This is a genomic window from Pseudarthrobacter sp. 1G09, assembly GCF_050038305.1.
Taxonomy (GTDB): domain Bacteria; phylum Actinomycetota; class Actinomycetes; order Actinomycetales; family Micrococcaceae; genus Arthrobacter; species Arthrobacter equi.
This window is the reverse complement of sequence record NZ_CP188306.1, coordinates 2,799,593-2,816,483: the sequence shown is the minus strand read 5'-3', so window position 1 is coordinate 2,816,483 and position 16,891 is coordinate 2,799,593. Positions and strand designations below refer to the sequence as shown.

Sequence of the window (16,891 nt, the reverse complement as noted above, 5' to 3'; positions counted from 1 at the left end):
TGTGCCGGCAATCAGCAGCCCGGTGGGGTCCGTTACGCGCGGCGGGGCGTCATTGCCACCATGCCGGCGTAGGTGAAGCCTCCGCCGAACCCGAAGAGCAATGCCGGGACGTCCGCCGGGACTTTGCCGGAGTGCCACCACTTGCTCAAGCCGAGCGGCACGCTGGCAGCAGACGTGTTCCCCGACTCGGTGACATCGGTGATGACAACGCGATCCGTCATGCCCAGGGCCTCGGCCAGGGGCTCGATGATGCGCAGGTTGGCCTGGTGCGCGGCCAGCACCTGGATGTCGTCCAGCGTCAGGCCCGCGCGGGCAACGGTCTCGCGGGCGCGCTCCGGTGCCTTGGTGAGGGCCCAACGCAACACTTCGCGGCCGTTCTGGGCGAATCGTCCCGAGGGCGGGGAGATCTTGACGGCGTCGACCATGCCGATCTCGGAACCCCACACCACCGGGCCGATCCGCGGGGTGGCGGAGGGGCGCACGACGGCGGCGCCCGCACCGTCGGCGGTGAGCACCGCCGTCGCACGGTCCGTCCAGTCAGTCACCGCTGAGAGGGTTTCGGCCCCCACGACGATTGCGTGCGAGGCGGTTCCCATGCGGATGGACTGGTCGGCGATGCCCAAGGCGTACTCGAATCCCGAACAGGCCGTGTTGACGTCCATGATGGCGGGTCCCCGGCCGTCCCGTCCCAGCCCGAGGGCTGCTGACACACGTCCGGCCGTGTTGGGTGAGCGCTCGGCTGCAGTGGTGGTGGCCACGACGACGAGGTCGATGTCAGCGGCCGCCACGCCTGAGTCTTCCAGCGCCATCCGTGCGGCGGGAATGGCGAGGTCCACCACGGTTTCGCCCTCCGCGGCGATGCGCCTGGTGATGATGCCGGTACGCTGGCGGATCCATTCGTCGTTGGTGTCCATCATGCCTTCGAGTTCATGGTTGTCCATGACGCGCAGCGGCTGTGCGTGGCCAAGGCCGGCTATCTCGGTGCCGGCAGACCCGTGGGCAAGCGAAATCTCCATGGGGTTTCCTCTCGTGGGGTAAGTTGCCCGCTAGGCAGGGGCCAGTGCCTTGTTGAGTACGGTGCGGATGCGCTTCTCCGACACGGAGTAGGCGGTTCCAAGTTCGACGGCGAAGAGGCTCACCCGGAGTTCTTCGAGCATCCAGCGCACCTGGGTTAACTCACGCCCTGCGCGCCGCCCCGGGAGCAGCGCCGAGACGGCATCGTCGTAGTCGTCTTCGAGGCGTTGGACCACGGCCATGTTGAGGGCATCGCGCTGGACGTTGCCCGGCAGGCGTTCCAGCCGCTTCTCGATGGCCGTGAGGTACCGGGGCAGCTGGCTGAGCTGCGCGTAGCCCGTGCGTGCCACAAAACCGGGGTAGACCAGCTGCTCCAGCTGGCTTTTGATGTCGTTCAGGGCGCTGATCAGGGCCAGGCTGGTGGTGCCCTTAAGCTGCTTTTCGATCCGGCGGGTGCTGGCGAGGATGCGCTCCACCACAGCAGTCACGCTGAACACGGTGTCGATCAGCTCTGCACGGACCACCTCATAGAGCCGGTCGAAGGCGTTCCTGTCCCACGGCAGCTCGGCCGGGGTGAGCTTATCGATGGCCGCCAGTGCACAGTCGGCAATCAGGGCTGACACTGAGCCGTGCGGATTTTGGCTGAAGGTGAGCTTTTCGGTGTTGCTCAGGTGTTCGAGGACGTAGCGGTCCGGTGCCGGGACGCGCAACGCCAGCAGGCGGATGACACCGCCCCGCATGGCGTCCAGCTGCTCATCCGGGGTCTGGAAGACCTGCAGCGACACGGACGTGCCCTGGTCCACCAGTGCCGGGTACCCGGTCACCGTATGGCCCTTGACCATGTTGCTGACCTTGCGCTCTACGGTGCCGAAGCTCCACTCCGTCAGGCCGTCGCGCTCCACGAATCCGGCAGCGGCCTGGCTGCCGCCGGCGTTGGTGGTGGCGGGCTGCCCGCCCGGCGCCGCTCCGCCGTCGCGCGTTGTTCCCGCTGGAGCGGCTCCGGACGCCCCTTTGCCCTTGCCTTGGGCCTTCGCGCGGGTCGTTGTGGCGGGTGTGGCTCCGAGGGACTCGGCAATGGCGCGCCGGGTAGCCGGGGCCAGGCTCTCCTGGAGCGCTGCAAGGTCCTTGCCTTCGCCGAGGGCCTTGCCTTTGCTGTCCACCACCGTGAAGCTCACGCGCAGGTGCGGCGGCACGGCGTCCCAGTTCCACGAGCCGGGGGGAATGACCGCTCCGCGGAGGCGGCGCAGGGCCAGCTCCAGTGACGGTTCCAGCCCGTCCGTGGCGGGATCGAAGTCGGCCTCAAGCAGCACCACGGCCTGGCGTGCAACGTCGGGGGCCGGGACAAAGTTCTTCCGCACCTGTTTTGGCAGCGACTTGATCAGGGCCGTGACCAGTTCCACGCGCTGTCCGGGGATCAGCCAACGGAACGGGGCGTCATCGAGCTGGTTGAGGAACAGCACCGGAACTTCCGCCGTCACGCCGTCGGAGGGGTTCGGGGGAGACCCGGGGGCCACCGGGTGGAACTCGTAGGTCAGCGGAAGCTCGAAGCCCTTATGCAGCCAGGTTTTCGGGTACGCGGCCTCGTCGAGGTCTTCGGCATCGTCACTGAGCAGGAGTGATTTGTCGAAGTCCAGCAGGTCGGGATTGTCCCTGCGGGCATCCTTCCACCACTTGTCGAAGTGGCGTTCCGAGACCACATCGGCGCCAACCCGGGCGTCGTAAAAGTCGAAGAGCGTGTCGTCGTCGACCATCAGGTCACGGCGCCGCATCCGGGCTTCAAGCTCCTCCACCTCGTGCAGGAGGGCACGGTTGCGGTGGAAGAACTTGTGCTGGGTGCGCCAGTCGCCCTCCACCAGGGCGTGCCTGATGAACAGCTCCCTCGCCACCACCGGGTCCACCCGGCCATAGTTGATCCGCCGCTGGGCGATGATGGGGACTCCGTAGAGAGTCACCTTCTCGTAGGCCATTACTGCGCCCTGGCGCGTTGACCAGTGCGGCTCGCTGTAGCTGCGCTTCACCAGGTCCGGTGCCACCTGCTCAGCCCAGACGGGATCGAACTTCGCGGCCACCCTGGCCCACAGCCGGCTGGTTTCCACCAGCTCGGCAGCCATGACGAAGGTAGGTGACTTCTTGAACAATGCAGAGCCAGGGAAGATGGCAAACCGGCTGCCCCGGGCACCGGCATATTCGCGCTTGCGTTCATCCAGGATGCCGATGTGGCTCAGCAGCCCGGACAGCAGGCTGATGTGGACACCCTCGTGGTTCCCCACCGGATCCGTGAGCCGCTTGTTGTCCAGGCTGATTCCCAGCGGGCGGGCCAGCTGGCGCAGCTGGGTGAACAGGTCCTGCCACTCCCGGACCCGGAGATAGTTAATGAACTCCGCCCGGCACAGGCGGCGGAACGCCGACGACGAGAGTTCCTGCTGCTTTTCCTGCAGATAGTTCCAGAGGTTCAGGTAACCGGTGAAGTCTGAGTTTTCGTCCTTGAACCGGTTGTGCTTCTCCGCCGCCAGCTGCTGCTTGTCCGTTGGGCGCTCGCGCGGGTCCTGGATGGTGAGCGCAGCGGCGAGGATCATGACTTCCCGCACGCAGTTGCGTTTGCCGGCCTCCACGATCATGCGGCCCAGGCGGGGGTCCACGGGCAGCTGGGCAAGTTTTTGCCCGACGGCGGTGAGGCCGCCGCCCTGGGGTCCGCCACGGGTGCCTGCTTCCGCCTGCCCGACCTTGCCTTGGGACCGCGGGGGAGCCAGCGCGCCGAGCTCGCGAAGGAGGGTGACGCCGTCGTTGATGGCCCGGGTTTCCGGCGGTTCGACGAAGGGGAATTCCTCCACGTCCTTGGGGCCGCGTGCCACGCCCATGGCGGTCATCTGCAGGATGACGGCTGCCAAGTTGGTTCGCAGGATCTCAGGATCGGTGAACTGGGGGCGGGATTCGAAGTCCTCTTCCGAGTACAGCCGGATGGCGATGCCGTCCGAGACGCGGCCGCAGCGCCCTGACCGCTGGTTGGCTGAGGCCTGGGAAACCCGTTCAATGGGCAGCCGCTGGACCTTGGTGCGGTGCGAGTACCGCGAGATGCGGGCCGTGCCGGTATCGATGACGTACTTGATGCCGGGGACCGTCAGCGAGGTTTCGGCCACGTTGGTAGCCAGCACGATCCGGCGCTTGCTGCCCGGGTGGAACACCTTGTGCTGTTCCTGCAGGCTCAGGCGGGCGAAGAGCGGAAGCACTTCGGTGCCTGCCAGCCGGCGGTTCCCCTGGATGCGCGCCTGGAGTGCTTCGGCGGCGTCACGGATCTCGCGCTCGCCGGAGAAGAACACGAGGATGTCGCCAGGGGCTTCCACCGCGAGTTCGTCCACGGCGTCGCAGACGGCGTCCATGGGGTCGCGGTCCTCTTCTAGCTCGTCGTCCGAGGCGTCATCGTCTTCTTCCCTGGGCTGGGAGAGGGGGCGGTAACGGATTTCCACCGGGAAGGTACGGCCGGAGACCTCGATGATGGGGGCCGGCGTTTCCGGTGTGCCGAAGTGGTTGGCGAAGCGCTCGGGATCGATGGTGGCCGAGGTGATAATGAGTTTCAGGTCCGGCCGCTGGGGGAGGATCCGCTTCAGGTAGCCGAGGATGAAGTCGATGTTGAGGCTGCGCTCATGGGCCTCATCAATAATGATGGCGTTGTACTTGCGGAGCAGCTTGTCGCGCTGGATCTCGGCCAGCAGGATGCCGTCCGTCATCAGCTTGACCTTGGTGGCCTTGCTGACTTCGCCGGTGAAGCGGACCTGGAACCCCACCTCCTGGCCGATCTCCACGCCCAGTTCCTCGGCGATACGTTCGGCGACGGTGCGGGCGGCGAGCCGGCGCGGCTGGGTGTGGCCGATCAGCCCGTTCTCGCCCAGACCCAGTTCCAGGCACATCTTGGGGATCTGGGTGGTCTTTCCGGAACCGGTCTCGCCGGCAATGATGGTCACCTGGTTGGCCGCAATGGCTGCCATCAGGTCCTCGCGGCGCTCGGAGACCGGCAGCTCGGCGGGATAGGAAATGTGAAAAGTCATGGCTGCAGACAGTCTACTGCGGCGGGGCCGGCTCCCTGTGGTTCGACTGCCTGCGGCTGTTGCTGGTTGCTAGAAGATGCGGAGGGTGTAGTTGGTACTGGGCAGGTCCAGCGCGGACCAGTCCTGGTGCGAAGCGACGGGAGGCGTGTGCCCCCGGCCGTCGCTGAGGAGTGCCGCCACGGTGGCGGCGGCGACGAGGAGGAGGACGATGACGAGGATGGCTGCGAAGATTTCCATGTCTCCATGCTTCTCCAGTGGACCGGCAGGTAACAGTGGCAGAAATGCCCAAAAAGGGAAAATTTCTGCCACACTGAAGACATGCTGAAAACCGTGGCAGTGATCGTGGTTCCCAACTTCTCGATGTTCGAATTCGGCACCGCCTGCGAGGTGTTCGGAATCGACCGCTCGGACCGGGGGAGCGGGGTTCCCGCTTTCGAATTCCGGGTGTGCACGCCGTCGCCGGGGGAGATACCGCTGAAATCCGGCCTGTCCATGAACGTCAAACTCGGCCTTGAAGCGACAAAGGACGCGGACCTGGTGATCATGGCCCCGTTCGGACGCGACCAGGACCTGCCGGAACCTCTCCTGGATGCCCTGCGAGCCGCGGACGCCAGGGGAGCCTGGGTCATGTCCATCTGTTCCGGCGCTTTCGCCCTGGCCCGGGCCGGGCTGCTGGACGGCCGCCGCTGCACCACGCACTGGCATTACTCGGACCAGCTGGCCGCGTCCTATCCGGCCGCCCGGGTCGATGAAAACGTCCTGTATGTGCAAGACGGCAACATCATCTCCTCGGCCGGAACCGCCGCAGGCATTGACGCCTGCCTGCACCTGGTGCGGGTGGAGCTCGGTGCGCAGGTTGCCTCCGCCATTGCAAGGGACATGGTGGTTCCGCCGCACCGTGACGGCGGCCAGGCCCAGTTCATCGACCGCCCAATGCCTACCTGCGGCTCGGCGCCCATGGAGGCACTGCTTCGCTGGATGGTGCAGAACCTGGACCGTGAGCACTCGGTCAATGAACTGGCGGCCCGGGTGCATATGTCAGCGCGCACGTTCGCACGTAAGTTCCGGTCGGAAACCGGGGCCACGCCCGCCGCGTGGCTCAATTCCCAAAGGGTACTGAGGGCGCAGGAACTGCTCGAGTCCACGGACCTGAATATCGATGAAGTGGCCCGGGAATCAGGCTTCGGCCACCCGGTGCTGCTGCGGCACCATTTCGCAAAAGTGCTGGATACCAGCCCGCAGTCCTATCGCCGGGCGTTCCGGGGGCAACTGGCCGAGGCGGGCTAGCTCACGGGCCGGACGTCCCGTCGTCGTCCGCTGTCGCCTGGTCCTGCTCCGCTGCGGCCCGGGCACTCTCCACGAGGATGCGCCACGGGCCTGTGACTGCCCGCTCCGGCAGTGCGGCGCGGCGCCCGCCGGCACGGATGGAATAGATAAACCGATCTGGCTGGGCGTCGGCGGACTCCCTGGCCGCCGCCACCGCGGTCCGCGGGACGGCGTCCCAGGGGCACGCCTCAACGATCGGCTGCCACTGGCTGATGGCGGTCTCGGACCGGGCATCCACGGTCCACACCCTGGTGATCGCCGCGATTCCGCCTGTGCGCTCCACACTGATCTTCATGGCCTGGTTCCTGGGGCTTCCGCTCAGCCTGGCGCCCTGGAATCCGGCAGCCAGGCATCTGTTAAAGCTTGACCTTCACAGTTTCCCACGCCTGCCGGACGGCGTCATGCTCCTTGCTGTCCGACCCGAAAAGTTCCCCCGCCGCGGCGAGCGTGGCGCGGGCAAAGACGGTGAAGGTGGCCGTGGTGGGAAGTGCGCCCCCGGTCAGGGTTTCGTACCAGATGCGTCCCGGCGCGTCCCAGGCGTTTCCGCCCAGGGCCTGCGCCAGCAGGTAGAACGCCCTGTTGGGGATGCCCGAGTTGATATGGACGCCGCCGTTGTCAGCGCTGGTCCGGACGTAGCCGTCCATGGAATCAGGCTGGGGATCCTTGCCGAGCACATCGTCGTCGTACGCCGTTCCCGGGGCCTTCATGGAGCGCAGTGCACGCCCCTGTACGCCCTGAGTGAAGAGTCCCTCGCCGATGAGCCAGCTGGCGTCCGCCGCGGATTGGCCTTTCACGTACTGCTCCACCAGTGCGCCGAAGACATCCGACATTGACTCGTTCAGGGCGCCGGCCTGGTTGCGGTATGCCAGGCCGGCGGAAAACTGCGTGACCCCGTGCGCCAGTTCGTGGCCGATGACGCTCAGTGAGGCGGTGAACCGTTGGAAGACGGCACCGTCGCCGTCACCAAAGACCATCTGCTTGCCATCCCAGAAAGCATTGTCGTACAGCTCGCCGAAATGCACGGTGGCGTCCATCGGGAGTCCTCGACCGTCAATGGAGTCCCGGCCAAAGACGTCCGCATAGAGGCGGTGGGTATGGCCCAGGCCGTCATAGGCTTCATCGGCAGCGGCGTCTCCGGTCTGTGGTTCGCCTTCCTTCCGCACCAGTTTTCCGGGGAGGGATTCGGCGCCGTGGGCGTCATAAATGGTCCTGATTGCCGGGCCCGGTTTGGCAGCCAGCATCCCGGCAGTGGCCTCCGGCCGGGCGGTTATCCGGGCGGCCTGGACACTCTTCACATGGACCAGGGCTTCCTTGGCAGCCCTGGCTGCCGCGGAGTATTCCGGTGCGTCCTGCCGGGCAAGACGCCGCAACAGGTACGGCGGAACGATGGTGCAGAACGGAACGTGCATGGCGTACCCCCTCAAGTAGGTGACTTCAGGTTAGGAGGGGGCGCCGACATTTGGCGGCAGCCACACTGCAGACACGTTTCCGCCGTACAGCAGTCAGCAGTCAGCGGCCGCGGCAATGCACACGCATGGCAGGGCGGGCTTGGTGTGCGCCGGGTTACACAAAAAAACCCCGCCGTACTGGACGGCGGGGTTTTTCACTGTGCCCTCGATAGGATTCGAACCTACGACCTTCTGCTCCGGAGGCAGACGCTCTATCCCCTGAGCTACGAGGGCAATCCGGGGTTCCTGCCGTTGCTGGCGGGACGTCCTAGAGCTTAGCAGGAAGGTGCCCCGCAAAGGAAAATCGGCGCGGGTTCAAGGCCCGGGACAATCCCCGGCACCGCCGCAACGGCCCGCCCGAGCACCCTTGGCCACGCCCATCAGTAACCCGAGAAAGAGTCGGCGTGCACGCGCCGTGCCCCGGCCTGACGCGCGGCGCGGCGCAGGGACGCCACGCTGGCGGGCGAGCCGGACACGTAGACGTCGCGGCCCGCGACGTCCGGGACGAGGGCCTTCAGCCCCTCTGCGTCGAGCCTTGACGTGCCGGCCGGCGCAGGGTCGAGGCCTGACGGCGGTTCTGACCCGTCGGCGGTGCGGACCAGGACCCGGACACCCGAAGCCCGAAGCTCGTCCGCATAGGCGACGTCGTCTGCGCTCCTGGCCAGCAGGACCAGTACCGCGTCGCGTTCCTCGAGTGCGCCGGAGGCAACGTGCGAGAGGAACGGCGTGATGCCGATTCCCGCCGCGACCAGGAGCACCGGACGGTTAGGATCCCGGGACAGGATAAAGTCGCCGCCCACGGACGTGGCCGTGAGCTCATCACCGGGCTGCAGCCCCAGCAGGACCTTTTTGGCCGCAGAAAGGGGTTCGGCAGTACGGACGCCGAATTTCACGAGGCGATCCCTTGGCGAACCGGCAAGGCTGAACACGCGCCGCCTGCCCTTGCCGTCGGTTTTTGCGTGCGGCAGGTCCAGTTCCATGTACTGGCCGGGGAGGAACCGTACGGGATGCGAGGGCGTGAAGGAGAACTCGGTGGTGCTGGGCGTGAGTGGCCGGCTGGAGGCAAAGCGGAGCTTTACGCCGCCGCGCTGGCCCAGCAGGAAGGCCGCAAGATTGCCGACCAGAAGGGCGGCCTCCGGCGAATTGGCGATGAAGCCGAAGTTGTACGGGACGGCGAACAGCACGCCCACCACCGCAGCCAGTGACAGCTGCTGCCAGCGGCGCGGCGGCAGCGTCAGGGGTTCCGACAGCATGAAGCCCACAAAGAACAGCACAGGACGCTGCGCCAGTGCCTGCCAGACACCCATCCCCATGCCCATACCGGCCCGGAGCAGTTCCAGTGTGATGATCGACGTTGAGACCACCGTGAACACCGAGGCCATCAGGAGCTTCCGGGTGCGGTACAGGACCAGCAGGACGCCGGGAACCAACAGCCACAGCATGGCCGGCGTGGCCGCCCACCAGGTGGCGATATTGAGCCCGGTCAGGCCAGTCACGAAGGCACCGAGGGCTGCAGGGTTGAAGACGTGCCTGCCCCGCCACGCCAGTGCGTATTTCGATGCGGAGGCAAGGACACAGGCCAATGCCACACCGGCAACGTCCATGGCCTGGAACGAAGGCCAGAACAGGAAGTAGAGCAGCAGGCCGGTGATGAGGGAGGACTCTGAGTGCGGGCGTACCCTGAACAACGCCGCCAGCCCGCGGTTCGAGGCATAGGTCAGCACGAGGCACAGGGCCAGGTGGGCCAGCATCTCCGGAATGCCGAACGCCAGCCATCCCAGCACGTCCAGCACCAGGCTGTACGCCACCAGGCCCGCCAGGACCAGCAGGATCAGCCGGTACATCGTGAAGCGGCCAAGCACGGTGTCCAGGCGCCCGGCAATGGTGGGTGCCGGGCCGGCGGGCGGCGTCTCAACGGTGCTCATGTGAACAGTGTCCCTTCGAATTCTGCGGAATAGGCGGCGCTGCCGTCGGAAAAAACCGTCAGCCAGGAAACGTCGAATGACTCCTCGAGCACGGTGCCGGGGACGAAAAAGAGGGCGGTGGCGAGGGCGTCGGCCACGGCGGCGGTGTCCGCCAGCGCCCAGGTTGCGACGGTGGTGCGCACCGGTTGCCCGGTGGTCGCGTCAAGGACATGGTGCAGTCCGTCCCCCCAGGCCCGGCGGTTGGCGGCGGAAGCGCACAGTGCCCTGCCGCCCAGTTCCACCACGCCGATGGCCTGGGCCGGGTTATACGGATGTTCGAGCCCCACCGGGACGGTACCGGGGCCGCGGGCCAGCAGGTCCCCGCTGGCGTCCACCATGAAGGCCTCCATGCCGTGTACCTGAAGGGCAGATGCCAGCACATCAACCAGCAGGCCCTTGCCTGCTGCCCCGATGTCCAGCACCACCGGGGCGCTGGTGCTGATCGACGTCCCGTTCCAGTCCAGGACGTCCTCCCAGCGCGGGGCCGGCAGCGGGTCACCCGACGGCCGGAGCGTATAGGAGGCGTCGTAGCCCAGGCGCTCGAGGCTTGCGCCCACCAGCGGCGTCATGGCGCCACCGGTCAGCCCGTACAGCGACCTGTACAGTTCCCCGAGCCCGGCGGCTTCTGCGGGAAAGCTGTAGCTGCCGGGTTCCCGGGCCATGGCACTGACCAGCGAGTCGGCGCGGAAACGGGACCAGGCGGCGTCGAAATTCTCCACCAGGGCCAGCAGGTCCTGCTGTGCGGACGGCCCAAGGACGTGCGGCGTGGAAACCTCCCAGCCCGTCCCGATTCCCTCGAACGAAAAAGCAGCCCAGTCCGCGTGCGGCACCGCCTACTGCGCCTCCGACTTGATCTGCTCCACGGCCTGGTTGAAGCCTCCGCTGGTCAGGGATGAACCGGCCACCTTGGACACGTTGAGGTCCTCGATGTTCTTGCCCACCACCTGGGCGGCGATGCCGCCGGCAAACTCGCCCTGGAACTTGCGGGTGTTGGGATTGGACGGGTGCTGGGTGATCTGGACGTCAGTCACTTTTCCCGACGCCAGGGTCAGCTGCACGCCCACCGTTTCGTTTCCGTTGGGCGAGACGTACGTGCCGTCAGCGCTGTAGGTGCCGTCCTTGTAGCTCGAACCACTGCTGGCCAGTGCGGATTCCCCCGCGGAAGGTGTGGTTGACGCAGCAGAGGCGCCGCCTGCGGTCGAGACGGGGTTGCTTTCGGCCGCCGAGGGGGCGCACCCGGCCACTGTGCCCACGAGGGACAGCCCGGCGATTCCAACATAGATGCTCTTGCGTACTGGTCGGTTCAGTGCTGAGGGTCTCATGAAGGCTCTCGTTTCGTAGGGTGATCACAGGTATCGGCGGACGTTACGACCTTGTCAACGCTGAAACCACCATATTGGTTCAACCCTGTGCATTCTCTGGGATTTCCTTGGAGGCGCCCTGCGCGGAATCACGACGAAGCAAATGCCCGGAATTCTTTGCTGTGACTGGCCCCCGGTACCCTAGAAGGGTGACTCCCGAAGAACTCTCCCTCGCCATATCCGCATGCCTGAAGGACGCCGTCGCCGCCGGCGAAATTGCCCTGGCAGAATCAGCCGTCCCCGAGGACGTGCGCGTGGAGCGACCCAAGAACCGGGACCACGGCGACTGGGCCACCAACATCGCGCTGCAGCTCGCGAAGCAGGCCGGCACGAATCCCCGCGAATTCGCCACCATCCTCAGCGCGCGGCTGAAGACAATCAGCGGCGTCTCCGCCGTGGACATCGCCGGGCCGGGGTTCCTGAACATCACCGTTGACGCTGCTGCCGCCGGTGCCCTGGCCAAGGCCATCGTCGAGGCCGGCACACAGTACGGCACAAACACCGCGCTCGCAGGCCACACCGTCAACATGGAGTTCGTCTCCGCCAACCCCACCGGGCCGCTGCACATCGGCCACACGCGGTGGGCCGCCCTCGGCGACGCCATTGCCCGGGTGCTGCGCGCCTCGGGCGCCGACGTCACCGCGGAGTACTACATCAACGATGCCGGCTCGCAGATGAACACGTTCGCCAACTCCGTGTACTCCCGCCTGCACGGCCTGCCCGTCCCCGACGGCGGCTACCCGGGCCAGTACATCGCGGACCTTGGCCATGAGGTCCTCACGGCGCACCCGGACATCCGCGAACTCACCGAGGTCGCCGCTTTGCCGGTCATCCGTGCTGCCGCCTACGAAGCCCAGATGAAGGACATCAAGGCCACACTCGCGGACTTCGGCGTCGAGTTTGACGTCTTCTTCTCCGAGCAGGAGTTGCACGACGCCGGTGCCATCGAAAGTGCCGTGGCACGCCTGCGCGAGCAGGGCCACGTGTTCGACGATGGCGGTGCGGTCTGGCTGCGCACCACGGACTTTGGCGACGACAAGGACCGCGTCATGATCCGCGCCAACGGCGAGCCCACCTACTTCGCCGCCGACGCCGCCTACTACCTTTCCAAGAAGGACCGCGGCTACACGGAGAAGATCTACCTGCTGGGCGCCGACCACCACGGCTACATCCACCGCCTCAAGGCCATCGCTGCCGCCGCCGGGGACGATCCCGAGGTCAACATCGAGGTGCTGATCGGCCAGCTCGTTTCTGTCAACGGGGCCAAGCTCTCCAAGCGCGCGGGCAACATCATCGAGCTCAAGGACCTCATCGACTGGCTGGGCAAGGACGCGGTCCGCTACTCACTGGCCCGCTTCCCGGCGGATTCCCCGCTCACGCTGGACCCGGAGCTGCTGAAGAAAAACAGCAATGAAAACCCCGTGTTCTACGTGCAGTACGCCCACGCCCGTTCCCGCGGTGCCGCGCGCAACGCGGTGGCAGCCGGCGTGGAACGCCAGGTGGACGGCGCGGACAGCTTCGATGCCTCGCTGCTGGACCACGCCACCGAGAACGAGCTGCTCTCCTTCCTTGGCAGCTACCCGTCGGTGGTGGCCAAGGCCGCGGAACTGCGTGAACCGCACCGCGTGGCACGGCATCTTGAAACCATCGCCGGTGCCTACCACCGCTGGTATGACGCCTGCCGGATTGCCCCCATGGGAGACGACGCCGTCACCGATACCAACCGCACGCGGCTGTGGCTCAACGACGCCACCAGCCAGGTCCTCGCCAACGGACTCGACCTGCTGGGCGTCTCCGCCCCGGAACGGATGTGAGTGCCATGACAACCACTGGAAGCACTGTGCACGCCGGCCACGCGGCGTCCCCGTTGGCCCCCGAATGGCTGCAGGTCCCGGCCGACCTGAATGCGCTGCACGAACCCATGTGGGCCGGCAGCGTGGACCGGAACAGTTCCGGCGCCCTCACTGTCGGCGGAGTTGACGTGCAGGAGCTCAAAGGGCAGTTCGGCACGCCCCTCTTCGTCATGGACGAGGCCGATTTCCGTGCCCGTGCCCGCGCCTTCAAGGACTCCTTCGACGCCGCCTTCGCCGATATCTGCGGCGGCGTGGACGTGTACTACGCCGGTAAGTCCTTCCTGTGCACCGCCGTGGTGAAGTGGGTGGAAGAGGAAGGGCTCCGCCTGGACACCGCATCCGGCGGTGAGCTCGCCGTGGCCGCCCGCGCCGGCATCGCAGGGGAGCGGGTTGCGCTGCACGGCAACAACAAGTCCGACGCCGAGATCGCCCGGGCCCTGGACATGGGCCTGGGCCGCATCGTGGTGGACAGCCTGGACGAGCTGGTCAGGGTAGGGGACATCGCCCGTGACAGTGGCCGGTTGGCAAAGGTCATGCTCCGGCTCACTCCGGGCGTGCACGCGCACACCCACGAATTCATCGCCACCGCCCACGAGGACCAGAAGTTCGGCCTCTCCATGGCCGCGGACACCACGGACCAGGCAGGGCTCTCCGCAGCGGAGGAAGCCGTGGCCGCAGCATCGGCCCACCCGGGCATCGAACTGCTCGGCCTGCACTGCCACATCGGGTCGCAGATTTTCGAACCCGACGGGTTTGCCCTGGCCGCCGAGAAGCTGCTGCGCTTCCTCGCGGCCATGCAGGAGAAGTACTCCATCACCATGCCCGAACTGGACCTCGGCGGCGGATACGGCATTGCCTACACGCCGGTGGACACCCCGCGTCCCGCAGCGGAGATCGCGACGGCGATGGCCGCCGTCGTGCGTTCCACCTGCGCCGAGCTGGGCATCGACGCGCCGCGCATCTCCATCGAGCCGGGCCGCGCGATCGTTGGCAGTACCACCTTCACGTTGTACGAAGTGGGAACGCTCAAGACCGTCCGCGTCGACGCTCCGGCTGGTAACGCCGCAGGTGACGCAGACAACAACGTTACGTACCCCCGCCGCTATGTTTCAGTGGACGGCGGCATGAGCGACAACGCCCGCCCGGTGCTGTACGACGCCGATTATTCGGCCGTCCTTGCCTCGCGCACCTCCACTGCCGCTCCACAGCTGTCCCGAGTGGTGGGCAAACATTGCGAGAGCGGCGACATAGTTGTTAGAGATGTATATCTGCCCGGGGACGTGGCAGCCGGTGATCTGCTTGCTGTACCGGGAACCGGCGCCTACTGCTGGGCCCTCTCGAGCAACTACAACTATCTGGCCCGGCCGGGCGTTGTCGCGGTGCGTGACGGATCTGCCCGGCTGATTGTCCGCGGGGAAACCGAAGAAGATCTGCTGAACCGCGACATGGGAGCCTGAATGACGGAATTGCGAACCCTGAAAGTAGCCCTTCTGGGCTGTGGCAACGTTGGGGCCCAGGTTGCGCGGATCCTCATTGAGGACGCCGACGCCCTCGCCGCCCGCACCGGTGCGCGGCTGGAACTCAGCGGCATCGCCGTGCGCAACGTGAACTCCAAGCGCGACGTCGAACTGCCGCAGGAACTGTTCACCACCGACGCCGAGACCCTGGTCAAGGACGCCGACCTGGTCATCGAACTGATGGGCGGCATCGAACCGGCCCGCACGCTGATCCTCTCCGCGCTCACTAACGGTGCCTGCGTGGTCACCGGCAACAAGGCCCTGCTCGCCCAGGACGGCCCCACGCTGTACGAAGCAGCGGACAAAGCCGGTGTGCAGCTGTCCTTCGAGGCCGCCGTGGCCGGTGCGATTCCCATCCTGCGGCCCATTCGCGACAGCCTGTCCGGCGACCGGATCACCCGGGTGCTGGGCATCGTCAACGGCACCACCAACTTCATCCTGGATCAGATGGATTCAACGGGTGCCCAGTTCGCCGACGCCCTCGCCGAAGCGCAGCGCCTCGGTTACGCGGAAGCCGACCCGACAGCCGACGTCGAAGGCCATGACGCCGCTGCGAAGGCCGCCATCCTCGCAACGCTGTCCTTCCACACCCGCTTTGCGCTGGAAAACGTCCACTGCGAAGGCATCACCTCCGTCACTGCGGCAGACATCGCCGCGGCCAAGGACGCCGGCTTCGTCATCAAGCTGCTGGCAATCGCCGAGAAGTTGGCAGACGCTGACGGCAAAGACGGCGTGTCCGTCCGCGTGCACCCCACGCTGCTGCCCCGTGAGCACCCGCTGGCTGCTGTCCGCGGCGCCTTCAACGCTGTGTTCATTGAAGCGGAAAATGCCGGCGAACTGATGTTCTACGGACAGGGTGCCGGTGGCACGCCGACGGCGTCTGCCGTCCTGGGCGACCTCGTCTCCGCTGCACGGCGCCTGGTCCTGGGCGGACCCCAGCGCACCGAAACCACCACCGGCCATGTCCCGGCCCTGCCGATCGATGCCTCGGTCACCAGCTACTACATCGGACTCGACGTCGCGGACCAGCCCGGCGTCCTGGCCAGGATTGCCCAGCTGTTCGCCGGGAACGGTGTCTCCATCGAAACCATGCGGCAGACCATTCACCGCGACGCGGAGTCCAACGTGGAATCCGCCGAACTCAGGATCGTCACCCACCGCGCGTCAGAGGCCGCCCTTGCGGCCACCGTCGAGGCCGTGAAGGGCCTGGACGTCATCAATTCAGTTACATCCGTTCTGCGGGTAGAAGGAGTCTAAGTGGCTCACCAATGGCGCGGCGTCATCCGCGAATACGCTGACCGCCTGCCCGTCACGGCATCCACCCGGGTCATCACCCTGGGCGAAGGCGGCACTCCGCTGGTGCACGCACAGAAGCTCTCCGAGCTCACCGGCTCCGAGGTGTACCTCAAGGTTGAGGGCATGAACCCCACCGGTTCCTTCAAGGACCGCGGCATGACCATGGCCATGACCGCCGCCGTCGAGGCCGGTGCCAAGGCAGTGGTGTGCGCCTCCACCGGCAACACCTCCGCTTCCGCGGCCGCCTACGCAACGGCAGCGGGGCTGAAGTGCGCCGTCCTGGTGCCCGAAGGAAAGATCTCCATGGGCAAGCTGAGCCAGGCCATTGCGCACGGCGCCACGCTGCTGCAGGTGGACGGCAACTTCGACAACTGCCTGGACATCGCCCGGAAACTGGGGGAGTCCTACCCGGTGTTCCTGGTCAACTCCGTCAACCCCGCCCGCATCCAGGGCCAGAAGACCGGAGCGTTCGAGGTTGTTGACGCCCTCGGCGACGCCCCGGACATCCACGTCCTCCCCGTGGGCAATGCCGGCAACATCACCGCGTACTGGAAGGGCTACAAGGAGTACTCCGCGCCGTTCGAGTCCGAAACCGCAGGCACGCTTCCCGCAGTGTCCACCAAGACACCCACCATGTGGGGCTTCCAGGCCGCCGGCGCCGCGCCGTTCGTAGCCGGCCACCCCATCACCGAACCGGACACCATCGCCACGGCCATCCGGATCGGCAACCCCGCCTCCTGGGACGGTGCCGTGGGCGCCCGCGACGAGTCCGGCGGCCTGATCGACGCCGTGACAGACGACGAAATCCTGGCCGCACACCGCTGGCTGTCCGCCAAGGAAGGCGTCTTCGTTGAGCCCGGTTCCGCAGCTGGTGTCGCCGGACTGCTCAAGAAGCACGCTGCCGGTGAGGTTCCTTCCGGGAAGACCATCGTCATCACTGTCACCGGGCACGGGCTCAAGGATCCCCAGTGGGCACTGCGTACCGAGGACGGCAGCGACGTCCAGCCGGTCAAGGTCTCCAACGACGTCGTCACTGTTGCTGCTGAACTGGGACTGGAAGAAAAATAGC

General features: G+C 66.5%; 13 protein-coding genes and 1 tRNA gene. 5 read left to right on the top strand and 9 right to left on the bottom strand.

All coding sequences use genetic code 11. The annotated features are described in order from the left end of the window. Window positions 1-32: 32 nt before the first annotated feature. The 3 genes from ACP3TD_RS12940 to ACP3TD_RS12930 all read right to left on the bottom strand — a co-directional run bounded on the left by ACP3TD_RS12940 (window position 33) and on the right by ACP3TD_RS12930 (window position 5,294). Entirely contained in the window at window positions 33-1,016 is a 984-nt protein-coding gene (locus ACP3TD_RS12940; protein WP_426763384.1) for a beta-ketoacyl-ACP synthase III, read from the bottom strand. A 30-nt stretch (window positions 1,017-1,046) separates the two neighbouring features. Beyond that, window positions 1,047-5,057 carry an ATP-dependent RNA helicase HrpA gene (gene hrpA, locus ACP3TD_RS12935; RefSeq protein ID WP_426763383.1) on the bottom strand — a complete coding sequence of 1,337 codons (4,011 nt, stop codon included), beginning with the start codon at window positions 5,055-5,057 and terminating at the stop codon, window positions 1,047-1,049. Between the two features lie 69 nt (window positions 5,058-5,126). Then, entirely contained in the window at window positions 5,127-5,294 is a 168-nt protein-coding gene (locus tag ACP3TD_RS12930) for a hypothetical protein (RefSeq protein ID WP_200937942.1), read from the bottom strand. A gap of 81 nt (window positions 5,295-5,375) precedes the next feature. Here ACP3TD_RS12930 and ACP3TD_RS12925 point away from each other — a divergent pair, with 81 nt between their 5' ends. Continuing rightward, on the top strand, window positions 5,376-6,344 hold the full coding sequence (locus ACP3TD_RS12925; protein ID WP_426763380.1) for a GlxA family transcriptional regulator: 969 nt from the start codon (window positions 5,376-5,378) through the stop codon (window positions 6,342-6,344). A gap of 1 nt (window position 6,345) precedes the next feature. On the opposite strand, the gene ACP3TD_RS12920 is transcribed toward ACP3TD_RS12925, so the two are convergent. The 6 genes from ACP3TD_RS12920 to ACP3TD_RS12895 form a co-directional block, all read right to left on the bottom strand. Continuing rightward, window positions 6,346-6,678, bottom strand: a complete 333-nt coding sequence (locus tag ACP3TD_RS12920) for a protealysin inhibitor emfourin (RefSeq protein ID WP_426763378.1) — start codon at window positions 6,676-6,678, stop codon at window positions 6,346-6,348. Window positions 6,679-6,739: 61 nt separating this feature from the next. Next, complete coding sequence (locus ACP3TD_RS12915) at window positions 6,740-7,792, bottom strand: M4 family metallopeptidase (RefSeq protein ID WP_426763377.1); 1,053 nt, start codon at window positions 7,790-7,792, stop codon at window positions 6,740-6,742. Between the two features lie 200 nt (window positions 7,793-7,992). Further along, a tRNA-Arg gene (locus ACP3TD_RS12910) sits at window positions 7,993-8,065 on the bottom strand. Between the two features lie 146 nt (window positions 8,066-8,211). Continuing rightward, window positions 8,212-9,756 carry a ferredoxin--NADP reductase gene (locus ACP3TD_RS12905; protein ID WP_426763376.1) on the bottom strand — a complete coding sequence of 515 codons (1,545 nt, stop codon included), beginning with the start codon at window positions 9,754-9,756 and terminating at the stop codon, window positions 8,212-8,214. Next, window positions 9,753-10,625 carry an FAD:protein FMN transferase gene (locus tag ACP3TD_RS12900; protein ID WP_426763375.1) on the bottom strand — a complete coding sequence of 291 codons (873 nt, stop codon included), beginning with the start codon at window positions 10,623-10,625 and terminating at the stop codon, window positions 9,753-9,755. Before ACP3TD_RS12900 ends, ACP3TD_RS12905 begins: the two co-directional genes overlap by 4 nt. Before the next feature lie 3 nt (window positions 10,626-10,628). Further along, window positions 10,629-11,117, bottom strand: coding sequence for an FMN-binding protein (locus tag ACP3TD_RS12895; protein ID WP_426763374.1), 489 nt, complete (start codon window positions 11,115-11,117; stop codon window positions 10,629-10,631). 188 nt (window positions 11,118-11,305) lie between these two features. Here ACP3TD_RS12895 and argS point away from each other — a divergent pair, with 188 nt between their 5' ends. The 4 genes from argS to thrC are packed head-to-tail and all read left to right on the top strand — an operon-like array spanning window position 11,306 to window position 16,890. Then, on the top strand, window positions 11,306-12,970 hold the full coding sequence (gene argS, locus ACP3TD_RS12890; protein ID WP_426763372.1) for an arginine--tRNA ligase: 1,665 nt from the start codon (window positions 11,306-11,308) through the stop codon (window positions 12,968-12,970). A gap of 5 nt (window positions 12,971-12,975) precedes the next feature. Continuing rightward, window positions 12,976-14,466: a diaminopimelate decarboxylase gene (gene lysA / locus ACP3TD_RS12885; RefSeq protein ID WP_426763370.1), complete on the top strand. Its 1,491-nt coding sequence runs from the start codon at window positions 12,976-12,978 to the stop codon at window positions 14,464-14,466. Beyond that, the gene (locus ACP3TD_RS12880; RefSeq protein ID WP_426763369.1) at window positions 14,467-15,783 is read left to right on the top strand and encodes a homoserine dehydrogenase; all 1,317 of its coding nucleotides are present in this window, start codon (window positions 14,467-14,469) and stop codon (window positions 15,781-15,783) included. Further along, window positions 15,784-16,890, top strand: coding sequence for a threonine synthase (gene thrC / locus ACP3TD_RS12875; RefSeq protein ID WP_091721182.1), 1,107 nt, complete (start codon window positions 15,784-15,786; stop codon window positions 16,888-16,890). Window position 16,891: the final 1 nt, after the last annotated feature.

What these genes read in the sequence shown, in the direction of transcription:
- ACP3TD_RS12925 (WP_426763380.1), top strand. Translation starts at nt 5,376, where the DNA reads ATGCTGAAAACCGTGGCAGTGATCGTGGTTCCCAACTTCTCGATGTTC.
- ACP3TD_RS12920 (WP_426763378.1), bottom strand. Translation starts at nt 6,678, where the DNA reads ATGAAGATCAGTGTGGAGCGCACAGGCGGAATCGCGGCGATCACCAGG.
- ACP3TD_RS12895 (WP_426763374.1), bottom strand. Translation starts at nt 11,117, where the DNA reads ATGAGACCCTCAGCACTGAACCGACCAGTACGCAAGAGCATCTATGTT.
- ACP3TD_RS12930 (WP_200937942.1), bottom strand. Translation starts at nt 5,294, where the DNA reads ATGGAAATCTTCGCAGCCATCCTCGTCATCGTCCTCCTCCTCGTCGCC.
- ACP3TD_RS12940 (WP_426763384.1), bottom strand. Translation starts at nt 1,016, where the DNA reads ATGGAGATTTCGCTTGCCCACGGGTCTGCCGGCACCGAGATAGCCGGC.
- ACP3TD_RS12915 (WP_426763377.1), bottom strand. Translation starts at nt 7,792, where the DNA reads ATGCACGTTCCGTTCTGCACCATCGTTCCGCCGTACCTGTTGCGGCGT.
- hrpA (WP_426763383.1), bottom strand. Translation starts at nt 5,057, where the DNA reads ATGACTTTTCACATTTCCTATCCCGCCGAGCTGCCGGTCTCCGAGCGC.
- ACP3TD_RS12905 (WP_426763376.1), bottom strand. Translation starts at nt 9,756, where the DNA reads ATGAGCACCGTTGAGACGCCGCCCGCCGGCCCGGCACCCACCATTGCC.
- ACP3TD_RS12880 (WP_426763369.1), top strand. Translation starts at nt 14,467, where the DNA reads ATGACGGAATTGCGAACCCTGAAAGTAGCCCTTCTGGGCTGTGGCAAC.
- lysA (WP_426763370.1), top strand. Translation starts at nt 12,976, where the DNA reads ATGACAACCACTGGAAGCACTGTGCACGCCGGCCACGCGGCGTCCCCG.